The sequence below is a fragment of the Streptomyces sp. NPDC020362 genome (genome assembly GCF_040642095.1).
Classification (GTDB): Bacteria; Actinomycetota; Actinomycetes; order Streptomycetales; family Streptomycetaceae; genus Streptomyces.
The window spans coordinates 35785-54797 of record NZ_JBFAET010000018.1 but is presented as its reverse complement, the minus strand read 5'-3'; the positions used below and the strand labels follow the sequence as shown (position 1 = coordinate 54797).

At 71.4% G+C, this 19013-nt stretch carries 15 protein-coding genes and 1 pseudogene; 8 read left to right on the top strand and 8 right to left on the bottom strand.

Annotated elements, in window-relative coordinates; translation table 11 throughout:
- The first annotated feature begins 2 nt into the window (after positions 1 to 2).
- From AB0H32_RS10635 to AB0H32_RS10625, 3 genes are read left to right on the top strand one after another with little or no spacing between them, the layout of a single operon-like run.
- The gene (locus AB0H32_RS10635) at positions 3 to 2462 is read left to right on the top strand and encodes a hypothetical protein (RefSeq protein WP_361117442.1); all 2460 of its coding nucleotides are present in this window, start codon (positions 3 to 5) and stop codon (positions 2460 to 2462) included.
- A gap of 12 nt (positions 2463 to 2474) precedes the next feature.
- Positions 2475 to 3026: a sigma-70 family RNA polymerase sigma factor gene (locus AB0H32_RS10630; RefSeq protein ID WP_361117439.1), complete on the top strand. Its 552-nt coding sequence runs from the start codon at positions 2475 to 2477 to the stop codon at positions 3024 to 3026.
- A complete protein-coding gene (locus tag AB0H32_RS10625) occupies positions 3023 to 3481 on the top strand; it encodes a hypothetical protein (RefSeq protein ID WP_361117436.1) in 459 nt (152 codons plus the stop codon). The genes AB0H32_RS10630 and AB0H32_RS10625 overlap by 4 nt, the downstream gene beginning before the upstream one ends.
- Here AB0H32_RS10625 and AB0H32_RS10620 read toward each other — a convergent pair.
- Positions 3478 to 4374, bottom strand: a complete 897-nt coding sequence (locus AB0H32_RS10620; protein ID WP_361117433.1) for an alpha/beta hydrolase — start codon at positions 4372 to 4374, stop codon at positions 3478 to 3480. The two genes, AB0H32_RS10625 and AB0H32_RS10620, sit on opposite strands and share 4 nt — an antisense overlap.
- Before the next feature lie 129 nt (positions 4375 to 4503).
- Between AB0H32_RS10620 and AB0H32_RS10615 the strand changes: the two genes are divergently transcribed.
- The gene (locus AB0H32_RS10615; protein WP_361117430.1) at positions 4504 to 5169 is read left to right on the top strand and encodes a hypothetical protein; all 666 of its coding nucleotides are present in this window, start codon (positions 4504 to 4506) and stop codon (positions 5167 to 5169) included.
- 151 nt (positions 5170 to 5320) lie between these two features.
- Here the strand turns inward: AB0H32_RS10615 and murJ are convergent, their stop codons facing one another.
- Entirely contained in the window at positions 5321 to 6979 is a 1659-nt protein-coding gene (murJ, locus tag AB0H32_RS10610) for a murein biosynthesis integral membrane protein MurJ (protein ID WP_361117427.1), read from the bottom strand.
- A 130-nt stretch (positions 6980 to 7109) separates the two neighbouring features.
- Between murJ and AB0H32_RS10605 the strand changes: the two genes are divergently transcribed.
- Complete coding sequence (locus AB0H32_RS10605; protein WP_361117424.1) at positions 7110 to 8087, top strand: Bro-N domain-containing protein; 978 nt, start codon at positions 7110 to 7112, stop codon at positions 8085 to 8087.
- Positions 8088 to 8174: 87 nt separating this feature from the next.
- Here AB0H32_RS10605 and AB0H32_RS10600 read toward each other — a convergent pair whose 3' ends face one another.
- From AB0H32_RS10600 to pdhA, 3 genes are read right to left on the bottom strand one after another with little or no spacing between them, the layout of a single operon-like run.
- Positions 8175 to 9584 carry a dihydrolipoamide acetyltransferase family protein gene (locus tag AB0H32_RS10600; protein WP_361117421.1) on the bottom strand — a complete coding sequence of 470 codons (1410 nt, stop codon included), beginning with the start codon at positions 9582 to 9584 and terminating at the stop codon, positions 8175 to 8177.
- A gap of 11 nt (positions 9585 to 9595) precedes the next feature.
- On the bottom strand, positions 9596 to 10582 hold the full coding sequence (locus AB0H32_RS10595; RefSeq protein WP_361117418.1) for an alpha-ketoacid dehydrogenase subunit beta: 987 nt from the start codon (positions 10580 to 10582) through the stop codon (positions 9596 to 9598).
- Positions 10583 to 10584: 2 nt separating this feature from the next.
- Positions 10585 to 11799 (bottom strand): pyruvate dehydrogenase (acetyl-transferring) E1 component subunit alpha, encoded by a 1215-nt coding sequence (gene pdhA, locus AB0H32_RS10590; RefSeq protein ID WP_361117415.1) that lies wholly within the window; start codon positions 11797 to 11799, stop codon positions 10585 to 10587.
- Positions 11800 to 12104: 305 nt separating this feature from the next.
- Here pdhA and AB0H32_RS10585 point away from each other — a divergent pair.
- Both AB0H32_RS10585 and AB0H32_RS10580 read left to right on the top strand, forming a co-directional pair.
- Positions 12105 to 12790: pseudogene (locus AB0H32_RS10585) on the top strand (response regulator transcription factor).
- 129 nt (positions 12791 to 12919) lie between these two features.
- Complete coding sequence (locus AB0H32_RS10580) at positions 12920 to 13963, top strand: phosphotransferase (protein ID WP_361117412.1); 1044 nt, start codon at positions 12920 to 12922, stop codon at positions 13961 to 13963.
- An 87-nt stretch (positions 13964 to 14050) separates the two neighbouring features.
- On the opposite strand, the gene AB0H32_RS10575 is transcribed toward AB0H32_RS10580, so the two are convergent.
- Entirely contained in the window at positions 14051 to 15664 is a 1614-nt protein-coding gene (locus tag AB0H32_RS10575) for a protein kinase (RefSeq protein ID WP_361117410.1), read from the bottom strand.
- 343 nt (positions 15665 to 16007) lie between these two features.
- On the opposite strand from AB0H32_RS10575, the gene AB0H32_RS10570 reads away from it, so the two are divergent.
- A complete protein-coding gene (locus AB0H32_RS10570; protein WP_361117407.1) occupies positions 16008 to 17663 on the top strand; it encodes a protein kinase in 1656 nt (551 codons plus the stop codon).
- 49 nt (positions 17664 to 17712) lie between these two features.
- Here the strand turns inward: AB0H32_RS10570 and AB0H32_RS10565 are convergent, their stop codons facing one another.
- Together AB0H32_RS10565 and AB0H32_RS10560 are read right to left on the bottom strand one after the other, a co-directional pair.
- Positions 17713 to 18141 carry a hypothetical protein gene (locus AB0H32_RS10565; protein ID WP_361117404.1) on the bottom strand — a complete coding sequence of 143 codons (429 nt, stop codon included), beginning with the start codon at positions 18139 to 18141 and terminating at the stop codon, positions 17713 to 17715.
- Between the two features lie 225 nt (positions 18142 to 18366).
- Positions 18367 to 18912: a bacterial proteasome activator family protein gene (locus AB0H32_RS10560; RefSeq protein WP_361117401.1), complete on the bottom strand. Its 546-nt coding sequence runs from the start codon at positions 18910 to 18912 to the stop codon at positions 18367 to 18369.
- Positions 18913 to 19013 lie beyond the last annotated feature (101 nt).

Below are 19013 nucleotides of genomic sequence, written 5' to 3'. Positions count from 1 at the left end.
TTATGAACGACGACGCTGAGCAGCAGCATCTCGCACGGACGGCGAACCCCGGCTACGCGGCCGGCCAGTTGGCCAAGGCGTACCGGACCGCCCTCACGCACGAGGACACCGGCACCCGGCGCCGGGCGAAGGAACGGGCCGGCAGCTGGCGGGCCGTTCTCGCGGGCATGGCCGCCGGGCGGCTGCACATCGGCTCGCGCACACCGGTGTCCGGCCTGCCGGCCTGGGTGACGCCCGAGGTGGTCCGCGGCGGCTTCGCCACCGGGACGGCGAGCGCCGGTGGTCCTTTGCTGGAGCACGAGGTGGAGACCGCGCGCCGGGCCGGGGTGGCACAGGATCGGCAGGCGCTGTTCGCCCACTGGCTCGGCGAGGACGGTCTTCGGGAACTGGGCGAACTGCTGGACAGCGGGCGGTACGAGGTGACCGTGCCGGAGGAGGCCGCGCTGCTCACCGTGGCCTGGCTGGCCCGTGCGGGACAGCCGGACGCCGCGCTGGAACTCGTCGGGGAACTGGCGCCGTTCGCGGCACGGCTGCGTTTCGCGCCCCGGCCGGCCGCACGTGCGGCACCCGACCCGTCGGCGGTGCACCGCCGCACCGTCGCCGAGGCGGGCACCGCCCTGACGCGGCGGCGGCCCAACACGGCCGTGGAGACACAGCGGGAGGCGCTGGCCGTCTGGCACCCCTTCGCGGACGAACTGCTCGGCCACTGGCTGGAGGTGATGCCGCCCGAGGACGGCCGGACACCGACCGACACTCCCGACGACGACCGGACCCCGGCACGCACTCCCCGCGGCGACGGCCGGACACCGACAGACACTCCGCACGACGGCCAGACCCCGGCACGCACTCCCCACGACGACCGGACACCCGCACGCACTCCCCACGGCACCCGGACCGCGACCGACACTCCCGACGACGGCTGGTACGAGCGCGGCGCGCACCTGCTGCAGCGCTACCGCACGCTCGCTCGGCAGCACACGTACTGCACCAAGCACCGCAGCCCGGGGGAGAACCTGGCGATTCTGCGCGGCGCGCTGGAGGAGACCGTCGCCGGACGGCCGCTGGACGCGCGCGCGGCCGGACTGCTGCGGCATGCGGTCGCGTCCATGGTGCGACGGCGCGGGCTGCCCGGCTCCGAGCGGCACACCGCGCTGCGCCGTCAGCAGGCGGCCCAGGCGGCGCTTCCCTCCCACCACGCGCTGGCCCAGCTCGTGCTGCGCCGCCTCTCCGAACTGCCGCAGGAGACGGGCACGGCCGACGTCACGCCCCTGGTCGCCCCGGTGAGCGCGACGGAGTCCCGGGAGACGGGGCTGCCCGCCGGTGCGGCGATCCCGCCCGCCGTACGACAGCCCGTCGAGACCGCATGGAGCGCGCCCATCGGCACGCTCGTTCAGAGGGGCGTGGTGCCCTCGGCGGAGGTGCTGGCCGAACTCGTCCCGCAGCTGGTCGCCGTCACCACCGCGCAGGCCTACCCGGAGGAGGCCCTCAGGATGCTCGCGGCGGCGAACTACCGCGCCTTCCGGGGCCGCCGCTCCCTCCTGCTGCTCAACCTGGAGCGGCAGGTGCGGGTGGAGGAGCTGCCCTGGGTGCGGGCGGTGTCCGGGCGGCGCACCGAGGCGGAGGCCGGCGAGATCTCGGCCCTCGCCCTGCGGCAGCTGGGCGAACTGGCCGTGCAGGCCTTCCCCGCCACGATCCTGCCCAACCCCCTGATCCGTGAACTCGCCGTCCTCGCCCGCCAGGCCGAACTCGGCGCACCGCTGGTGGAGGAGCTGGCCGCGGACATCTTCATGGGCACGTTCAGCCCGAAGTTCCTCACCGCGGCCGGGATCGCTGCGGAGCTGCTGGGCGGCGGCTCGCTCTACGAGCGCTACTACGGCATCGACTACCGCGCCGTCCGCAACCTCGCGATCGCCGAGGCGGGCGAGGCGCAGACCCGGTCGTACGGCGCCCGGACCTCGCCGGGTTTCGCGACGCTGTGCAGGCAGCGGGCCGGCACCTCGTCCTCCGGTTCCTGGTCGGTGGCGGCGAACGGCAAGGAGATCGAGCAGGCGCAGATCCTCACCACCCACAACCTGGCCACGCTGGTCCACCGGGTCGGCATCGCCCCGGCCACGGGCTGGACGGACCTCGCCCGCCGCTGCTTCGTCACCGTGTGCCGGCTGACCGCCCGTGTGCACGGCAACCCGCGCCCGCTGAGCACGGTCAAGGACGCGGCCTACGCGTGGCGGCAGATGGTCTTCTTCCTGTCCCTGTGCACCGAGCAGGACCGGGCGCGCACTCTGGCGTGGCTCGGCGAGGAGAGCACCCGTCACCCCGCCCACGTCACGGCCCGGCTGGCCCCGGCCCTCACCGGTCTGTTCCAGGCCGCAGAAGGCCGCTCGGCCGAGGAGGGAGACGGCCGCCGGCTCCTGGGCTGGAGCACCGGCGGCCACTGGATGCTCGCTGCACGACGGTCGGCGTAGGCAGGCCGGGACATGCGCATCCAGGGGGAGGGCGGGGGCGCCGTCGAGCCGTGGCCGGCGGCCGCCGCGCTGGTCCGGGCCGCACAGAGCGGCGACGCGCTCGCCATGGACGAGCTGCTGACGCTGGTGACGCCGTACGTGACCCGGCTGTGCCGCCCGATCGCCCCGCACGAGGTGCCCGACGCCGTCCAGGAATCACTGACGGCGGTCTTCAAGGGCCTGCGCACGCTGCGCGATCCGCTCGCCTTCTACGGCTGGGTGCGTACCGTCACGGTCCGCGAGGCGGTACGCATCGCACGGCGCACCGCGGTCGAGGAGCCGGCCGACCCCGCCGACCTGGCCCGGCTCGGCGGGGTGCGCACCGGCGCCGACGGGGAACTGCCCGCCGACGTGCGGGACGTGCTCGCCCGGCTCCCGGTCCGGCACCGGGCCGTCCTGGTCCTGCGCGAGCTGGAGGGCCTGGACGAGGCCGCCGTCGCCGAGCTGCTCGGGATTGCCCCGGGCACCGTCAAGTCCCGCCTGCACCGGGCGCGTTCCTCCTTCCGGAAGGCGTGGTCGCGATGAGCAACGACCTCGATCCCGTACGACGCCTGCGGGTGCTGGCGGCCGGCCTGCACGCCGGGATGTACGCCGAGCAGCACATCCCCCTGCCCTACGAGCAGGTGTGGGCCGTCGCCGCCGACCTGTCGGCGGAACTTCCCCATCTGGTGCCGTTCCTGCGGGAGTTCCGTGTCCGGGCGGGCGACACCGACCGCAGGCAGGCGCTGGCAGTGGGCCGCTCGGTCCTGCGCGAGGAGTTCGAGGTACGCCTCGCCCCCGGCTGGTGCCTGATGCAGTCCCGGCTGGTCGTGGGCGGCATGGCGGCCGAACCGGAGGACGGCGGAACGCGCTTCGCCGTCCTCGGTGCGACCCGCCCCACCGCCCTGCGAGGGGCCCAGTGGCTCTACGGCCGTGTGCTCGGCGAACGGCGCGGCCGGGCGTTCGTGGACCGGGTCACCGAGCGGGCGCGCCTGCGCTAGCGCTTGCCGCCGAAGAACGCCCGTATGTTCTGTGCCACCTCCTCGGGCCGCTCCTGCGGCAGATAGTGCCCGGCGCCCGGGACCAGCCGCACGGTCAGCTCGTCGGCGTACGGCTCCGCGCCCGCGAGCAGCGACGGCCGGACCACGACGTCCCGCTCGCCGCCGAGCAGCAGCGTGGGCACGGTCAGCCGGTGCCGCCGCCAGGTGCCGCGGACCAGCGCGGGGATGTCGTTGAGGACGTACTGCCAGAACAGGGACTGCACGGCGGGCGCGCTCGCGGAGGTCGCGGCCGCGTACTCGGCCAGCTCGGCGTCCCGCCACACGGCGGGGTCGGCGACCTGATGGCGCAGCAGGAAGCGGGTGAAGCCGGGCCAGTGCCGCAGGACGGCCCGGCCGAGCACCGGGTATTCGACGAACGCGGTGAACCACAGCCGCCACAGGTTCGGCACGACGGCCCGGTGCCGGGGCCAGGGGTGGGACATGTTGAGCGCGAGATACCCGGTGAACCGTTCCGGCGCCCGCAGACACAGCCGGAACCCCAGGTGGGCGCCCCAGTCGTGCCCGACCAGCCCCACCCGTTCCAGACCGAGCGCGTCGAGGAGCGCGAGGGCGTCCTCGGCCAGGGCGTCCATGTCGTACCCGCGTGCGGTCCCCCCGGACCAGCCGAAGCCCCGCAGGTCCGGGCAGAGCAGCCGGTACCCGTCCGGGACCAGGGCGGCGACCCGGTGCCAGGCATACCAGTGCTGCGGGAAGCCGTGCAGCATCAGCAGCGGGGTGCCGGAGCCGTACTCGGCCAGGTGCAGACGCGTGTCACGGACGTCCGGCCAGTGGTGCTCGGCGCGCGTGTCCTTCGGCAGCGGCCGTGCCGGCACGACCACGGTGTGCGGTGCCATACATGCCCCCTTCCGGGTGGGTGCGGTCCCCCGTCGGGTCCGCATCGCCGGGTCAGGAGCCGGGGGCGGCGCGAAAGGTTCCCGGGACTTTTCCTACGCTCGACCCCTGTCCGCAGGAGGCGAGGTCACATGCTGTCGTTCACCTGGTCCGCGTTCGACCGGGGGCCGGTCGCGCGGGTCCTGGAGCTGGCGGTCCGATGCCAGGAGTCCGAGGGCGAGTACTCGCTCACCGAGGAACTGGCCTCCCTGGTCCGCCTGATCGACGGCTCCAACGAGGCGGGCTGGCTGTGCCCGGTGACCACGGTCACGGCACTGCTGGACCTGACGGCGGACGTTGTGGCGTCCGCCGCCGCCTCGCTGCCGCCGGACTTCACGGCTCTGCTCACGCGGGCGGCCGACGGCATGGATCCCGCCGAGTACCTGCACCTGCTGGCGTCCACCCTGCGCCTGGTCGAACAGGACGTGCGCGGCGACCTCCAGGTGCTGCCGGGCGCCGGCTGGGAGGCGTGGGTGCGTTTCCGCATGCTGCGGGGCTTCTACGACAACTGGATCGCGGACCCCGAGTACGGGACGGCGGCCGAGGCGATCCAGGCCGGGATCACCTCGGAACACCCGTACTGCGGGGACTTCCTGGGCCCCGTCACCGCCGAGGCCCGGTACGCGCTGACCCACCTGCGCAGCTCACCCGAGGCACGGGAGCGGCTGGCCCGGGTGGCACCGTGGGCCGCGGAGGGCACCCTCACAGCGCTGCTGGAGGCCGTGGACGATCACCTGCGGGAGGCGCACCCGAGCTGAAGCCGTGGACTCGGCCCGGGCGGCCCCGGCGAAGGTGGCCAAAGATCCGGAGGGGTCCTTGGAGTCGCGAAGTGCCGGCCCGCCACGGGCGACCCGCTCGAAGGCACAGCCGTCCGACCACACCCGAGGACGGCCCCGCGGGCAGGTGATGTCATCGCAGGCCGGGCAGTCGGCGCAGTTCGGTGATGCGCAGCAGGCGGGCGAGGGCGAGGAACGTCAGGGCCAGGACGAGGACGCCGGCGGCCGTACCAAGGGCGGCAGCCGCCGTGCCCCCGTCTCCGAGAGCCTGCCCGCAGGCACGCGCCGCCGCCCAGCCCGCCGCCGCGCCTGCGGCGCCCGCGCCCAGCAGCTTGGCGTAGGTTCTGCGCAGGCTGCCATCGTCCAGGCGTCCGCCGGTCCTGCGGGCCAGCAGCCGCGCGGTGAGGAGGAGACCGGCCAGGTAGGAGAGGGTGTAGGCGCCGGCCATGCCGGTGACGGCCCAGCGGACGGGCAGCAGCAGGTGGCAGGCGGTGGCGAGCGCGATGTTCACGACCCCGATCCACACCGCCATGAAGAACGGCGTACGCGTGTCCTCGAAGGCGTAGAAGCCGCGCAGCAGCAGGTACTGGGCCGAGAACGGGATCAGGCCGAGGCCGAACGCCTGGAGCATGTACCCGAGCGGCCGGACGGAGGCCGGGTCGGCGGTGCCGTGCGCGAAGAGCAGGGTGGCGATCTGCGGGCCCAGGGCGAGGAAGAGGAAGGCCGCGGGCACGACGGCGACCCCGCTGATCCGCAGGGCGCGGGACAGGTCGGCGCGCAGATCGGTGATCCGGCCCTCGGCCGCGGCCTTGCTCATCCGCGGCAGCAGGGCGGTGACCAGGGAGACGGTGACGATGGACTGGGGCAGCATCCAGATGGTCTGCGCGTAGCTGTACGAGGTGTAGCCCACGCCCGCCTTCGGCAGCGCCGCGTCGGCGGCGGTGGCGAAGTTGGTGACCACGGTGAGCGCGACCTGGTTGGCCAGCACGAACAGCAGCGTCCACTTGGCCGCGTGGACGCCGGAGCCGAGTCCGCTGCCGCGCCAGTCGAAACGGGGCCGGAAGCGGAATCCGGCGGCGCGGGCGAAGGGGATCAGCGCGAGGGCCTGTACGGCGATGCCGGCGGTGGTGCCGATGCCGAGCCAGTGGACCTGGGCGTCGGTGACGTCGGCGACGGAGTGCGGAACGGTCATCAGCCCCAGGTAGACCCCGAACATGCTGATGAGGACGACGTTGTTGAGCACCGGCGTCCACATCATCGCGCCGAACTTCTCGCGGGCGTTGAGGACTTGGCCCAGGATGGCGAACAGACCGTAGAAGAAGATCTGCGGAAGCAGGAACCGGGCGAAGACCACCGTGAGCCGGAACGCCTGGTGCCGGCCCGGAGTGTCGCCCATGTACACGCTCACGATCGCCGGGGCGGCCCACACGGCGAGCGCGGTGCCGACGGCCAGTACGGTGACGACGAGGGTCACCAGCCGCTCCTCGTACGCCCGCCCGCCGTCGGCATGCGTGGACCGGGCCCGTACCAGCTGCGGTACCAGCACGGCGTTGAGCGCACCGCCGATCAGCAGCGTGTACAGACTCGTCGGCACGGTGTTGGCCGTGTTGTAGGTGCTGGCCAGCAGGGCGTTGCCGAGGGCGGCCGCCTGGAGCACCTGGCGTATCAGTCCGGTGGCGCGGGAGACGACGGTACCGACCGCCATGAGCGCGGACGACCGGGCCAGCCCGCCCTTCTCCGATGCCGTCCGACTCTTCGCATGCCGCGCCGTGCTCTTTGCCCCCGTCACCATGCCGTCAAGATACGGGAGTTCGGCTCAGTCCAGCGAAATCGTTGATCTTCCCTCGCAATGGCGAATATTTCGGGACCAGTTGGCATATGCGATTCGCGCCGATCTACGTTCCGGGGAGGAGGTGGTTCACATGAACGAACCCGGTGAGCAGCCCGACGCGGGCAGGCAGCACGAGGCGATCGACATCAACGACTTCGTGTACGCGGCGACGGGGGGCCGGGTCCGACGGCTGACCATGCCGGACGGAGCCCAGTGGTTCCCGGCAGTGGATGTGTGCAAGCGGTTGGGCCACACCAACCCGCAGAAGGCACTCTCCGACCATGTCCCGGAAGACCATCGAGAGATTCTCGAGACCCTAACCGGAGGTTACGGTCTCAGCATCCCCGCAGGTAGAGAGTGGCGCCGAGACCTGAATGTCATCTCTCTCCAAGGCCTCATCCTCCTCGTCAACGCCTGCACCAAGCCCGCCTGTGCCCCCTTCAAACAATGGGTCGCCGAGGTGATCGAGACGGTCCAGCGGGAGGGTTCCTACACCCTGGAAGAGGCCGAGGTGCAGCCCACCGAACCGGGTGCCCCCATTGCCTACGCCATGCCGGAGCAGGTCGCCGAGGCCATCGTGAGGCTGGAGGCGCACAACCTTCAGCTGGACGAGCAGCTTGCCGTCGCACAGCGCGAATCCCTGGCACTGCAATGGGAGATGCTCGCCACTCAGCAGGCCACGCTCACCACCCAGCAGGCCGCACTCGTCGCCCAGGAAGCCATGGCACAGGCGATGGAGCGCATCGCGGACCGGCTCGACGCCCTGGTCCTCGGCCGGCCTGCGCCCACGGGCACCCCCACCGTGCCACCGACCACGGAGTCCGTGCTGGCCGAATGGCGGCAGCGGCTGTCCGTGACGGAGGACGTGTGGACGGTGGCCGTGGTGATCGCCCCCGTTCTCATCGAGAAGGGTGAGCTGCGCGAGCCGCTCGAATCGATCGCGGCCCGGACGGGCCTTTCGGCGCGCCGCGTCAACGAATGTCTGCGGCTGCTGCGCAAGCACGCCTGCATCCGCTCGCGGGGCGCAGCCGAGGACGGGGCGCCGGTGTACGTGCTCAACCAGTCCTGAAACAGCCCGCACTGCGAGAGGGGGCGGTCGCAAGACGAAGTTGCGGCCGCCCCCTTCAGGCCTCGGAGGCTACCCGGTGAGGGCCCGTCAGGCCCAGCTGATCAGCCGCTTGGGCTGCTCCAGGATCGCCGCCACGTCCGCCAGCACCTTGGAGCCCAGCTCGCCGTCGACCAGGCGGTGGTCGAAGCTCAACGCGAGCGTCGTCACCTGGCGCGGCTTGACCTTGCCCTTGTGGACCCACGGCTGGAGCTTGATCGCGCCGACCGCGAGGATCGCCGACTCGCCGGGGTTGAGGATCGGCGTGCCGGTGTCGACGCCGAAGACGCCGACGTTGGTGATGGTCACCGTGCCGCCCTGCATCGCGGCGGGGGAGGTCTTGCCCTCGCGGGCCGTGGCCACCAGCTCGCCCAGCGACTCGGCCAGCTGCGGAAGCGTCCTGTCGTGCGCGTCCTTGATGTTCGGGACGATCAGGCCGCGGGGGGTGGCCGCCGCGATGCCCAGGTTGACGTAGTGCTTGAGCACGATCTCCTGGTTCGCCTCGTCCCAGGACGCGTTGATGTCCGGGTTGCGCTTGATCGCGACCAGCAGCGCCTTGGCGATCAGCAGCAGCGGGTTCACCCGCAGGCCCTGGAACTCCTTGTCCTGCTTCAGCTCCTCGACCAGCTTCATCGTGCGCGTCACGTCCACCGTCACGAACTCCGTGACGTGCGGGGCCGTGAACGCCGAGCCGATCATGGCCTGGGCGGTGGCCTTGCGGACGCCCTTGACCGGGATGCGGGTCTCGCGGGCGCCGTCGTAAGCCACGACGGGTGCGAAGGCGGGCGCCGCGGCAGGGGTCTCCACGACGGCCTGCACGACAGCCTCGGCGGCCTGGGGAGCCGCCGCCGCGTGGACGTCCTCGCGGGTGATCACGCCGTCCGGGCCGGTCGGTGTGATCGTGGCGAGGTCGACGCCGAGGTCCTTGGCCAGCTTGCGCACCGGCGGCTTGGCCAGCGGGCGGGACCGGTCCTGGACGGCGGGGGCGCCGTGGCCGTTCAGCTCGGTCTGGATCGCCTGGGCGGCCGCCGGGGCGGTGACCCCGGGACCCTTGCGCGGGCGACGCTTGGTGGAAGAGGTCGCCACGCCGTAGCCGACCAGGACCGGCTGGCGGCCCTGCGGCTTGGCCTCGGGCTCCTTGGGGGCCGCCTTCGGCTGCTCGGCCACGGGCTGCTCGGCAGGCGCCTCGGCGGGCGCGCCGCCGGACACGGCCACGGCGATGATGGCCGTGCCCACGTCCACCGTGGTGCCCTCGGGGAAGCGCAGCTCGCGGACCACGCCGTCGTAGGGGATGGGAAGTTCGACGGCCGCCTTGGCGGTCTCGACCTCGCACACCACCTGGCCGTCGGTGACCGTGTCACCCGGCTGGACATACCACTTGAGGATCTCGGCCTCGGTGAGTCCCTCGCCCACGTCGGGCATCTTGAACTCGCGTACGGAAGCTTCCGTCATCGTCGTCACGAACCCTCTCCTCAGTACGCCAGGGCACGATCGACGGCGTCGAGCACCCGGTCAAGACCCGGCAGGTACTCCTCCTCCAGGCGCGCCGGCGGGTACGGGGCGTGGTAGCCGCCGACCCGGAGCACCGGGGCCTCCAGGTGGTAGAAGCAGCGCTCCGTGATCCGCGCGGCGATCTCCGCGCCGGAGCCGAAGAACACCGGCGCCTCGTGGACGACGACCAGGCGGCGGGTCTTCTCCACCGAGGCCTGGATGGTGTCGAAGTCGAGGGGGCTGACCGAGCGCAGGTCCAGCACCTCCAGGGACTTGCCCTCCTCGGCCGCCGCGTTCGCGACCTCCTGGCACAGCTTCACCATCGGGCCGTAGGCGGCCAGGGTGAGGTCCGTGCCCTCGCGGACGACCTGTGCCTTGTGCAGCGGGCCGGGGATGGCGTCGGTGCTGACCTCGCCCTTGTCCCAGTAGCGCCGCTTGGGCTCGAAGTAGATCACCGGGTCGTCGCTCTGGATGGCCTGCTGCATCATCCAGTAGGCGTCCGACGCGTTGGAAGGGCTGACGACCTTCAGGCCGGACACGTGCGCGAACAGCGCCTCGGGGGACTCGGAGTGGTGCTCGACCGCGCCGATGCCGCCGCCGTAGGGGATGCGGATGACGACCGGCATCTTGACCTTGCCCAGGGCGCGCGCGTGCATCTTCGCGAGCTGGGTGACGATCTGGTCGTAGGCCGGGAAGACGAAGCCGTCGAACTGGATCTCCACCACCGGGCGGTAGCCGCGCAGCGCGAGGCCGATCGCCGTGCCGACGATGCCCGACTCGGCGAGCGGGGTGTCGATGACGCGGCTCTCGCCGAAGTCCTTCTGCAGGCCGTCGGTGACCCGGAAGACACCGCCGAGCTTGCCGACGTCCTCGCCCATGACGAGGACCTTGGGGTCCGTCTCCAGGGCGCGGCGCAGCGACTCGTTGATCGCCTTGGCCAGTGCCATGGTCTTGGTCTCGGCTGCCATGATCAGACCCCCTCTGCCTCTGCGTCCGCGAACGACGCCTGGTAGGCGGCGAACTGGGCTCGCTCCTCGTCGACGAGCGCGTGCCCGTCCGCGTACACGTTCTCGAAGATGGCGAAGTGGTCCGGGTCCGGCATGGCACGGACCGCTTCGCGCACTCGCCTGCCCAACGCCTCGGACTCGGTCTCGAGTTCCGCGAAGAATCCCTCGTCCGCGTGGTTCGAGGCCTCCAGGTAGCGGCGCAGGCGCAGGATCGGGTCCTTCGCCTCCCAGGCCTGGCGCTCCTCGTCACCGCGGTAGCGGGTGGGGTCGTCGGAGGTGGTGTGGGCGCCCATGCGGTAGGTGTAGGCCTCGACCAGGGTCGGGCCCTCGCCGTTGCGGGCGCGCTCCAGCGCCCACTTCGTGACCGCGAGGCAGGCGAGCACGTCGTTGCCGTCCACGCGCACGCCCGGGAAGCCGAAGCCCTGGGCGCGCTGGTACAGCGGCACGCGGCTCTGCTTCTCGGTGGGCTCGGAGATCGCCCACTGGTTGTTCTGGCAGAAGAACACCACGGGGGCGTTGTACACCGCGGAGAAGGTGAAGGACTCCGCCACGTCGCCCTGGCTGGAGGCGCCGTCGCCGAAGTAGGCGATGACGGCCGAGTCCGCGCCGTCCTTGGTCACGCCCATCGCGTAGCCGGTGGCGTGCAGTGTCTGGGAGCCGATGACGATCGTGTACAGGTGGAAGTTGTTGCTGTTCGGGTCCCAGCCGCCGTTGTTCACGCCGCGGAACATCCCGAGCAGGTTGGTCGGGTCGACCCCCCGGCACCAGGCGACGCCGTGCTCGCGGTAGGTCGGGAAGACGTAGTCGTCGTCGCGCAGGGCGCGGCCGGAGCCGATCTGGGCGGCCTCCTGGCCGAGCAGCGACGCCCACAGACCCAGTTCGCCCTGGCGCTGCAGGGCGGTGGCCTCGGCGTCGAAGCGGCGGGTGAGCACCATGTCGCGGTACAGGCCGCGCAGTTCCTCCGGGGTGATCCCGGCGACGTAGCCGTCGTACTCGGCGTTCTTGACCCGCTTGCCCTCGGGCGTCAGGAGCTGCACGAGGTCCGGATCGGTGCTCTTCTTCGCGGTGGTGCGGGTGGTGCGCTTGGTGCCGGTGGTCCCGGCGTTGCTGCCGGTGGTGCCGGCTTTGCCTGCGGCGCTGCGTCGCGGCTTGCGCGCGGCACTGCTGTCCACGGTCACGTGTGCTCCTCCGTCGTTCCGGCCCCCGGGGTTGCCGGTAGGCCAGTGCGGCTCACCTGTTGTCGACCACCGGGCACGGGGTGGGTGCCACTCGGCCGGGAACAGGCGTGACAGGTGCCCCGGCGAGCGCCCTGCAACTTTTACGTTACCCAGTGCTCCACATTTCTGTGAAACCCCTCCTGACCTGCGTTTTTGCTTGGATTTCCAAGTAAATCCGCAGTGCCTGGAAGAGCGCTGGTCACAGCCTTGCAGGAGGCCGGAGCTACGGCACGTTATCCCGGAGACCCCGGACACGGGAAGAGCCTTTGTGTGAGACTGACCTCGTACACGAAGAGTGAAAAGTCCGGTTATTTCTACGCGGCGGCCACGAGGTCGTCCGCCGTGGTGCCCACGAGATGCTGTCGGCCGAACCGGACATCGAGGCCGTCGGCGAGGCCGGCACGGGGGCTGAACCGCCGGTGCGCATTCCGGCCACACCGCCCGCCGTGGCGGTGCTCGACGTACGGCTCCCGGACGGCAGCGGCGGCGAGGTGTGCCGGGAGATCCGGGCCTCGGACGAGTCGGTCCGCCGCCCGATGCCGACCTCCTTCACGGACGGCGAGGCCCTCTTCGGCGCCGTCATGGCGGGAGCCTCCAGTTACGCCCTGAAGGCGACCCGCGGCAATGAACTGCTGCAGGCCGTACGGGACCTCGCCACCGGAAGGTCCCTGCTCGACCCGGTCGCCACGGCCCGTGTGCCGCAGCGGCTGCGCGACGGGGCGGGGCGCGCACCGACGACGGGCCGCCCGCGCCGACCGAGCAGGAGCGCCGAATTCTCGAACTGATCGGCGAAGGACTCACCCGTCACCAGATCGGCGAGCTGCTCCGCCCCTCCGAGAAAACGATCAAGAATTGCGTTTCCGGACCGCTCGCGAAACTCGGCATGCAACAGCGTTCCCGGGCGGCCGCTTATGCGGCTCGAATGCGGACTGAAAAGCCGGGCAGTCACTGAGGGTCACTGCATTTCCGGCGCATCACTTGACCGAATTTTTGACACCCCGCGTGACCGAATGCGACCGTCGGCGACTGCCTGTGACAAGCCCCAGCTCACCGGCGCTTTTCGTGCCCTAACATCTGGCGCGTGCCGCGCTCATGTGTACCACCCCCTGCTTCCCACGCGCCCCCTCTGGGCACCCTGCTGCGCCTGTATGCCGCCGGAAGCGCCCTCACCTGCGAACCGGTCGACCAGGGCCTGCTCAACCGCGGCTACCGGCTGAGCACCACGCGCGGCCGCTATTTCCTCAAGCACCATTTCGACCCGGACACCGCCGACCCGGCCGCCATCGAGCGCCGGCACCGGGCCACCCAGCGCCTGGCCGATCTCGGCGTCCCGGTCGCCCCGCCGCTCGCGCACCGCGAGGGCCGTACGGTCGCCGTCGTCGGCGGGCACGCCTACGCCCTGCACCCGTGGATCGACGGCCGGCACCGCCACGGCGGCCAGCTCACCCGGTCGGAGAGCGCACGCCTGGGAGCGCTCCTGGGCGCCGTACACGCCTGTCTGGAGCGCGTGATGCCCCCCAAGGGGCGCACGCGCCCGGCCACGAGCCCCCATCCCGTGAAGAGCGCCGATCCGGCCGACACCTTCGCCCTCATCGACGACCTGCTCGCCCGGGTGCGCCGTCACCGCCCCGCCGACGCCTTCGACGAACTGGCCCGTCACCGGCTCCTGGAGCGCCGCGCCCTGCTGGAGCAGCACGCGCACCGGCGCCCGCCGCGCGGCGGCTCGGTGGGCTGGGTGCACGGCGACTTCCACCCGTTCAACCTGCTCTACAAGGACGGTGCACCGGCCGCGATCGTCGACTGGGACCGGCTCGGCGTGCAGCCCCGCTCCGAGGAGGCCGTACGCGCCGCCGCGATCTTCTTCGTACGGCCCGTCGGCGCGCTGGACCTGCCCAAGGTGCGGGCGTACGCGCGCGCGTACCGGCGCGCGGCCGGGGCCACGCCCTCCGAGCTGGCCGCGGCCGTGCACCGGGTGTGGTGGGAACGCCTGAACGACTTCTGGATGCTGCGCTGGCACTACGAGCGCGGCGACACCCGCGCGGACTGCCAGTTCCCGGCCGCCTCGGGGCTGGTGGTGTGGTGGACGCGGGAGTACGACGCGGTGTGCGACGCCTTCGTCACCTAGGGCCGGTCCGGCCGGTGATGCCGGGCAGGCCCCGCGGGTGACGGCGGCGCCTCAGGGCGTCGCCGCCACGGTCGGCGTCGACGGCCTTCAAGTTCCGTTGCCGACGGTGGTGCCGTCCGTGGTGCCCGCGTCCGTGCCGCCGACCGTGGTGCCCGCGTCCGTCCCGCCGTCCGTGGCGCCCGCGTCCGTCCCGCCGTCCGCCGGGTCCGACGGGGTGGTCGCGGGATCCGTCGGCTCGTCCGTGGTCCCCGGGTCGGTCGGCTCGTCCGTCGGCTCGGAACTGATCGACGGGGACGGGGTGTAGGACGGCGTGTACGACGGCGTGTACCCGGAATCACCGGTGCCCGGGTCCGTCCCGGGGTCCGTCTCCGGGTCGGTGGGCTCGTCGGTGGAGTCGTCCGTCGGCGTCTTGGAGGCCTTTTGGTCCTTGGTGGTCTTCGAGTGGGTCGGCGTCGGACCGGTGTCTGTACCGGTGCCGGTGTTCTTGTGCTGGAGCGCGATCGCGACACCCGCCGCGATCGCGATCACCGCGAAGACGGCGAGTATCCACAGCTTGCCGCGTCCGCTGCCCTTGTTGCCGTGCCCCTCGAAACCGCCGTCGTCCCCGTTGCCGTATCCGGTGGGCAGGATCGGCTGCGGGATCTGCGCGGTGCCCGCGCCGAAGTCGCCCGGGTGCTGCATCGCGGTCGTGCCCGCGAAGCCGCCCGCCGGGGTGCTGCGACCGTCGTGCGCCGTCACCGGGCCGGTGTTCCAGGTGCCGGTGTGGCCGCCCTGGTCGTACAGCATCTGCAGGCCGTACTGGACCATGCCGCGCATCTCCTCGGCCGTCTGGAACCGGTCGTCGGGTTCCTTGGCGAGCGAGCGCATGACCATGCCGTCCAGCTCCGGCGGGCAGCCGTCGGAGAACTCGGAGGGCGGGGTCGGGATGTCCTGGACGTGCTGGTAGACCACCGACAGCGGGGTCTCACCGGTGAACGGCGGCCGGAGCGCGAGGAGTTCGTACAGCAGGCAGCCGGTCGCGTACAGGTCGGAGCGGTGGTCGACGGCCTTGCCGAGCGCCTGCTCCGGGGAGAGGTACTGCGGGGTGCCCATGACCATGCCGGTCTGCGTCATCGTTGTCGACGCACCGTGCAGGGCGCGGGCGATGCCGAAGTCCATCACCTTGACGGCGCCGTTGTTCGTGATGATCACGTTCGCGGGCTTGATGTCACGGTGCACGATGCCGTGCTGGTGCGAGTAGGCGAGCGCCTCCAGCACCCCGGAGACGATGATCAGGGCCTGCTCGGGACCCGGCGCCTCGGCGTTCAGCAGCAGGTCACGGATGGTGCGGCCCTCGACCAGCTCCATCACGATGTACGGCACCGACTGGCCGCCCACGAAGTCCTCGCCGGAGTCGTACACGGCGACGATCGCGTGGTGGTTGAGCCCGGCCACCGACTGGGCCTCGCGCGTGAAGCGGGCCTTGGACGTCGGGTCCTCGGCCAGGTCGGCACGGAGCAGCTTGACCGCGACCGTGCGGCCCAGACGGACGTCCTCGGCGGCGAAGACCTCGGCCATGCCGCCCCGGCCCAGCCGGTGGGTCAGCCGGTACCGGCCGTCGCCGACGAGCCCTCCGTTGCCCCACATCTCCGGCGTCTCTGACATACCGCCGCCAGTCGCCTCGGGGTCGGACGGGCCCTGGGCGCTGTGCGTCTGTGCCATCGGTCCTCGCCGTCGTTTCTGCCCGCGGTGCGCGCGGTGTTGTTACGGTCTCCGTCGGCCACGCTACAGCCTCCGCGCAAGCCACCGGTCCGGGATCGGCACCTGGACCGGCTCCAGACGGACCGGTCATGAAACCCGTAGCACGCGCTGTCGTGCAAATTCTGTGAGCCGGTCGTACGCCCGCTGTAACGCTTCCGCGACGCTTCTTTCGCGTACGGTCACGGAACGGGCACCGCGCTTGACGTGTCGGTGCCCTGGGGCAGACTTGGCCGGGAATGACACATTCGATCAAGGCTTGTTCGCTCAATGAGGGCGCCGGACGGCCAGTGGGGGACGCGGAGAGATGAGCCAGGACGGCGCACAGGGCCGGTACTCGGGATGGTCGCTGGCCGGCGGCCGCTACCAGCTGCGCGACTTGCTCGGTGAAGGCGGCATGGCCTCGGTGCACCTGGCGTACGACGCCGTGCTGGACCGCCAGGTCGCGATCAAGACGCTCCACACCGAGCTGGGCCGGGAGCAGGCTTTCCGCGAGCGCTTTCGCCGCGAGGCCCAGGCCGTGGCCAAGCTCACGCACACCAACATCGTCTCCGTCTTCGACACCGGCGAGGACACGCTGTCCGCCAGCGGCTCCGCCGCGGGCGACGGCGCGCCGATGCCGTACATCGTCATGGAGTACATCGAGGGCCGTCCGCTGGGCTCGGTCCTGGACGAGGACATCCGGCAGCACGGCGCGATGCCCGCCGACAAGGCGCTGAAGGTCACCGCGGACGTGCTGGCCGCGCTGGAGATCAGCCACGAGATGGGGCTGGTCCACCGCGACATCAAGCCGGGCAACGTGATGATGACCAAGCGCGGCGTGGTCAAGGTCATGGACTTCGGCATCGCCCGCGCCATGCAGTCCGGGGTCACCTCCATGACCCAGACCGGCATGGTCGTCGGCACCCCGCAATACCTCTCGCCCGAGCAGGCCCTCGGCCGGGGCGTGGACGCCCGCTCCGACCTGTACTCGGTCGGCATCATGCTGTTCCAGCTGGTCACCGGTCGGCTGCCGTTCGAGGCGGACTCCCCGCTGGCGATCGCGTACGCGCATGTGCAGGAGGAGCCGGTGGCTCCTTCGTCGATCAACAGATCGCTGCCCCCGGCCGTGGACGCGCTGATCTCCCGCGCGCTGAAGAAGAACCCGAACGAGCGCTTCCCGACCGCCGAGTCCATGCGCGACGAGTGCCTGCGGGTCGCCGCCTCCCTCCAGAGCGCGGCGCCGAGCATCGTGCCGGGCGCCGGTCCGGCGCAGAGCGGCGCGGGCGTCGGCTCCGCCGTGTTCCCCCCGGTCGACCAGACGACTCCGGCCCCCACCGGCCCGGTGCAGACGCCGTACCAGCCGACTCCGGCTCCGGGCCCGTACGGCACCCCGGCGCCCACCCCGGCACCGGCCTACGGCTATCCGCAGCAGGCCGGCTACCAGACGCCTCCGGTGGGGTACGGGCAGCAGGCTGCCGCGACGCCGCCGCCGTACAACCTCACGCCCCAGACCGCGGTCCAGTCCCAGGGCCAGGGCGGCGGCCGGAGCAACAAGCCGGTGATCATCGGCTCGATCGTGGTGTCCCTGGTCGCGGTCGTCGGCCTGATCATCGCGCTGGCGGTCAACAACGGCAGCGACGACAAGGCCGGCGGCGGCGCCGGCCCGTCGAAGTCCAGCCACCCGGCGGGCTACCGGGGGCCGGACAGGTCGAAGACGATCGACAAGACCGAGTGCTCGGAGCCCCAGGAGTCCTACAGCGAAACGGGCAAGATCCGGCTGCCCGACTTCCGGTACAAGAACATCGACTCCGTGAAGGCGTGCTTCCAGGCCGCGGGCTGGCAGTACAAGGTCAAGCTGGAGAACAACAACACCTGGGGCGACGGGACCGTCCTGGACCAGTTCCCCTCCTCGGGCACCGATCTCGATCCGAAGAGCATGCCGACGGTCGAGCTGAGTGTCTCGAACGGCAATCCCGAGTAGTGACCGAGGAGAGGGAAACGGGCCTCCGTCAGGTGTGAACGGGCCTCCGTCAGCTGTAGGGGTTGTCCTGCTTGGCGGAGGTGCAGATCTTCAGCAGGTCGTTGCCCTCGAAGAGGGCGACGTCGATGCGCACGGCGGCGATGCCGTTCGTGTCCGTGGCGGACGTGTCCCAGACCTGGTCGGCACCGTTGCCGCCGTAGTTGTCGTGCCAGGGCCACGCCTTGAGGGTGCCGTCGTTCTCGACGGTGGACAGGCGGACGGACGCGTGGTGGCCGTCGGCCGCGGTGTCGACCGCTCTCAGCCGCAACGGGTTGACGCTGGTCTTGCTGACGAAGTAGCCCGTGTAGGCGCCGTAGGCACCGGTGACACCGCAGCTGCCCGTCACCATCGAGTCGGCTGCCGCCGGGGAGGCCACGGCCGGGATCGCCAGGCAGGCCAGAGCACCAGCCGTGATCAGCGCGGAGCGTCGCATCTTCATGTGGGGTCCCCTCCTTGGGAGTTGAAACCCCGGAAGAATAGAAGTGATCAATCTTTTGACGATCACTTGGCGATCAAGATGTGACAGAGATCACCGCATGCCGAAGGGCCCGGCGGCCGTCCGCCGAGCCCTCCATGTGTACGGAGCCCAGGCCTGACCTTTGTGCGTCCCGCCTCCGGACCAGCCCGTGTGCGTACACCTACAGGCCGGCCCTCGCGCGTGCGCCTACAGGTACGGTCCGCCCGAGCGGCCGCCCGTCCGGGGGTCGTCGCCGTCCTCGTGGCCTCCCACGCCCGGCGGGAGCGCACGGCGCATCTGCTCCAGCTGCGCCCGCGCGGCCATCTGCTGGGCGAACAGCGTCGTCTGGATGCCGTGGAACAGGCCCTCCAGCCAGCCCACCAACTGGGCCTGCGCGATGCGCAGTTCCGCGTCACTGGGGGTCACGTCGTCCATGAAGGGCAGGGAGAGCCGCTCCAGCTCGTCGACCAGCTCCGGGGCGAGGCCGTCCTCCAGCTCCTTCACCGAACTGCGGTGGATCTGCTTGAGCCGGGCCCGGCTCGCCTCGTCCAGAGGAGCGGCGCGCACCTCCTCCAGGAGCTGCTTGATCATGCTTCCGATGCGCATGACCTTGGCGGGCTGTTCCACCTGGTCCGTCACCGGCGTCTCGCGGGAGTCCTCGTCTCCGTTGCCGCCGCTGAGCGCCATGCCGTCCTGGCCCACGACCAGGATCTGCGGATTCTCCGGCGACCGTTCGTTCCTCGGCATCTCCATGCCGCCATTCTCTCGCACGCCTACACCTCACCACCGTGGTGCCCCCTCGCGTGAGTGATCCACCGTTTAGACCCGACAGCCCAACAGGAAATGCTTCATCT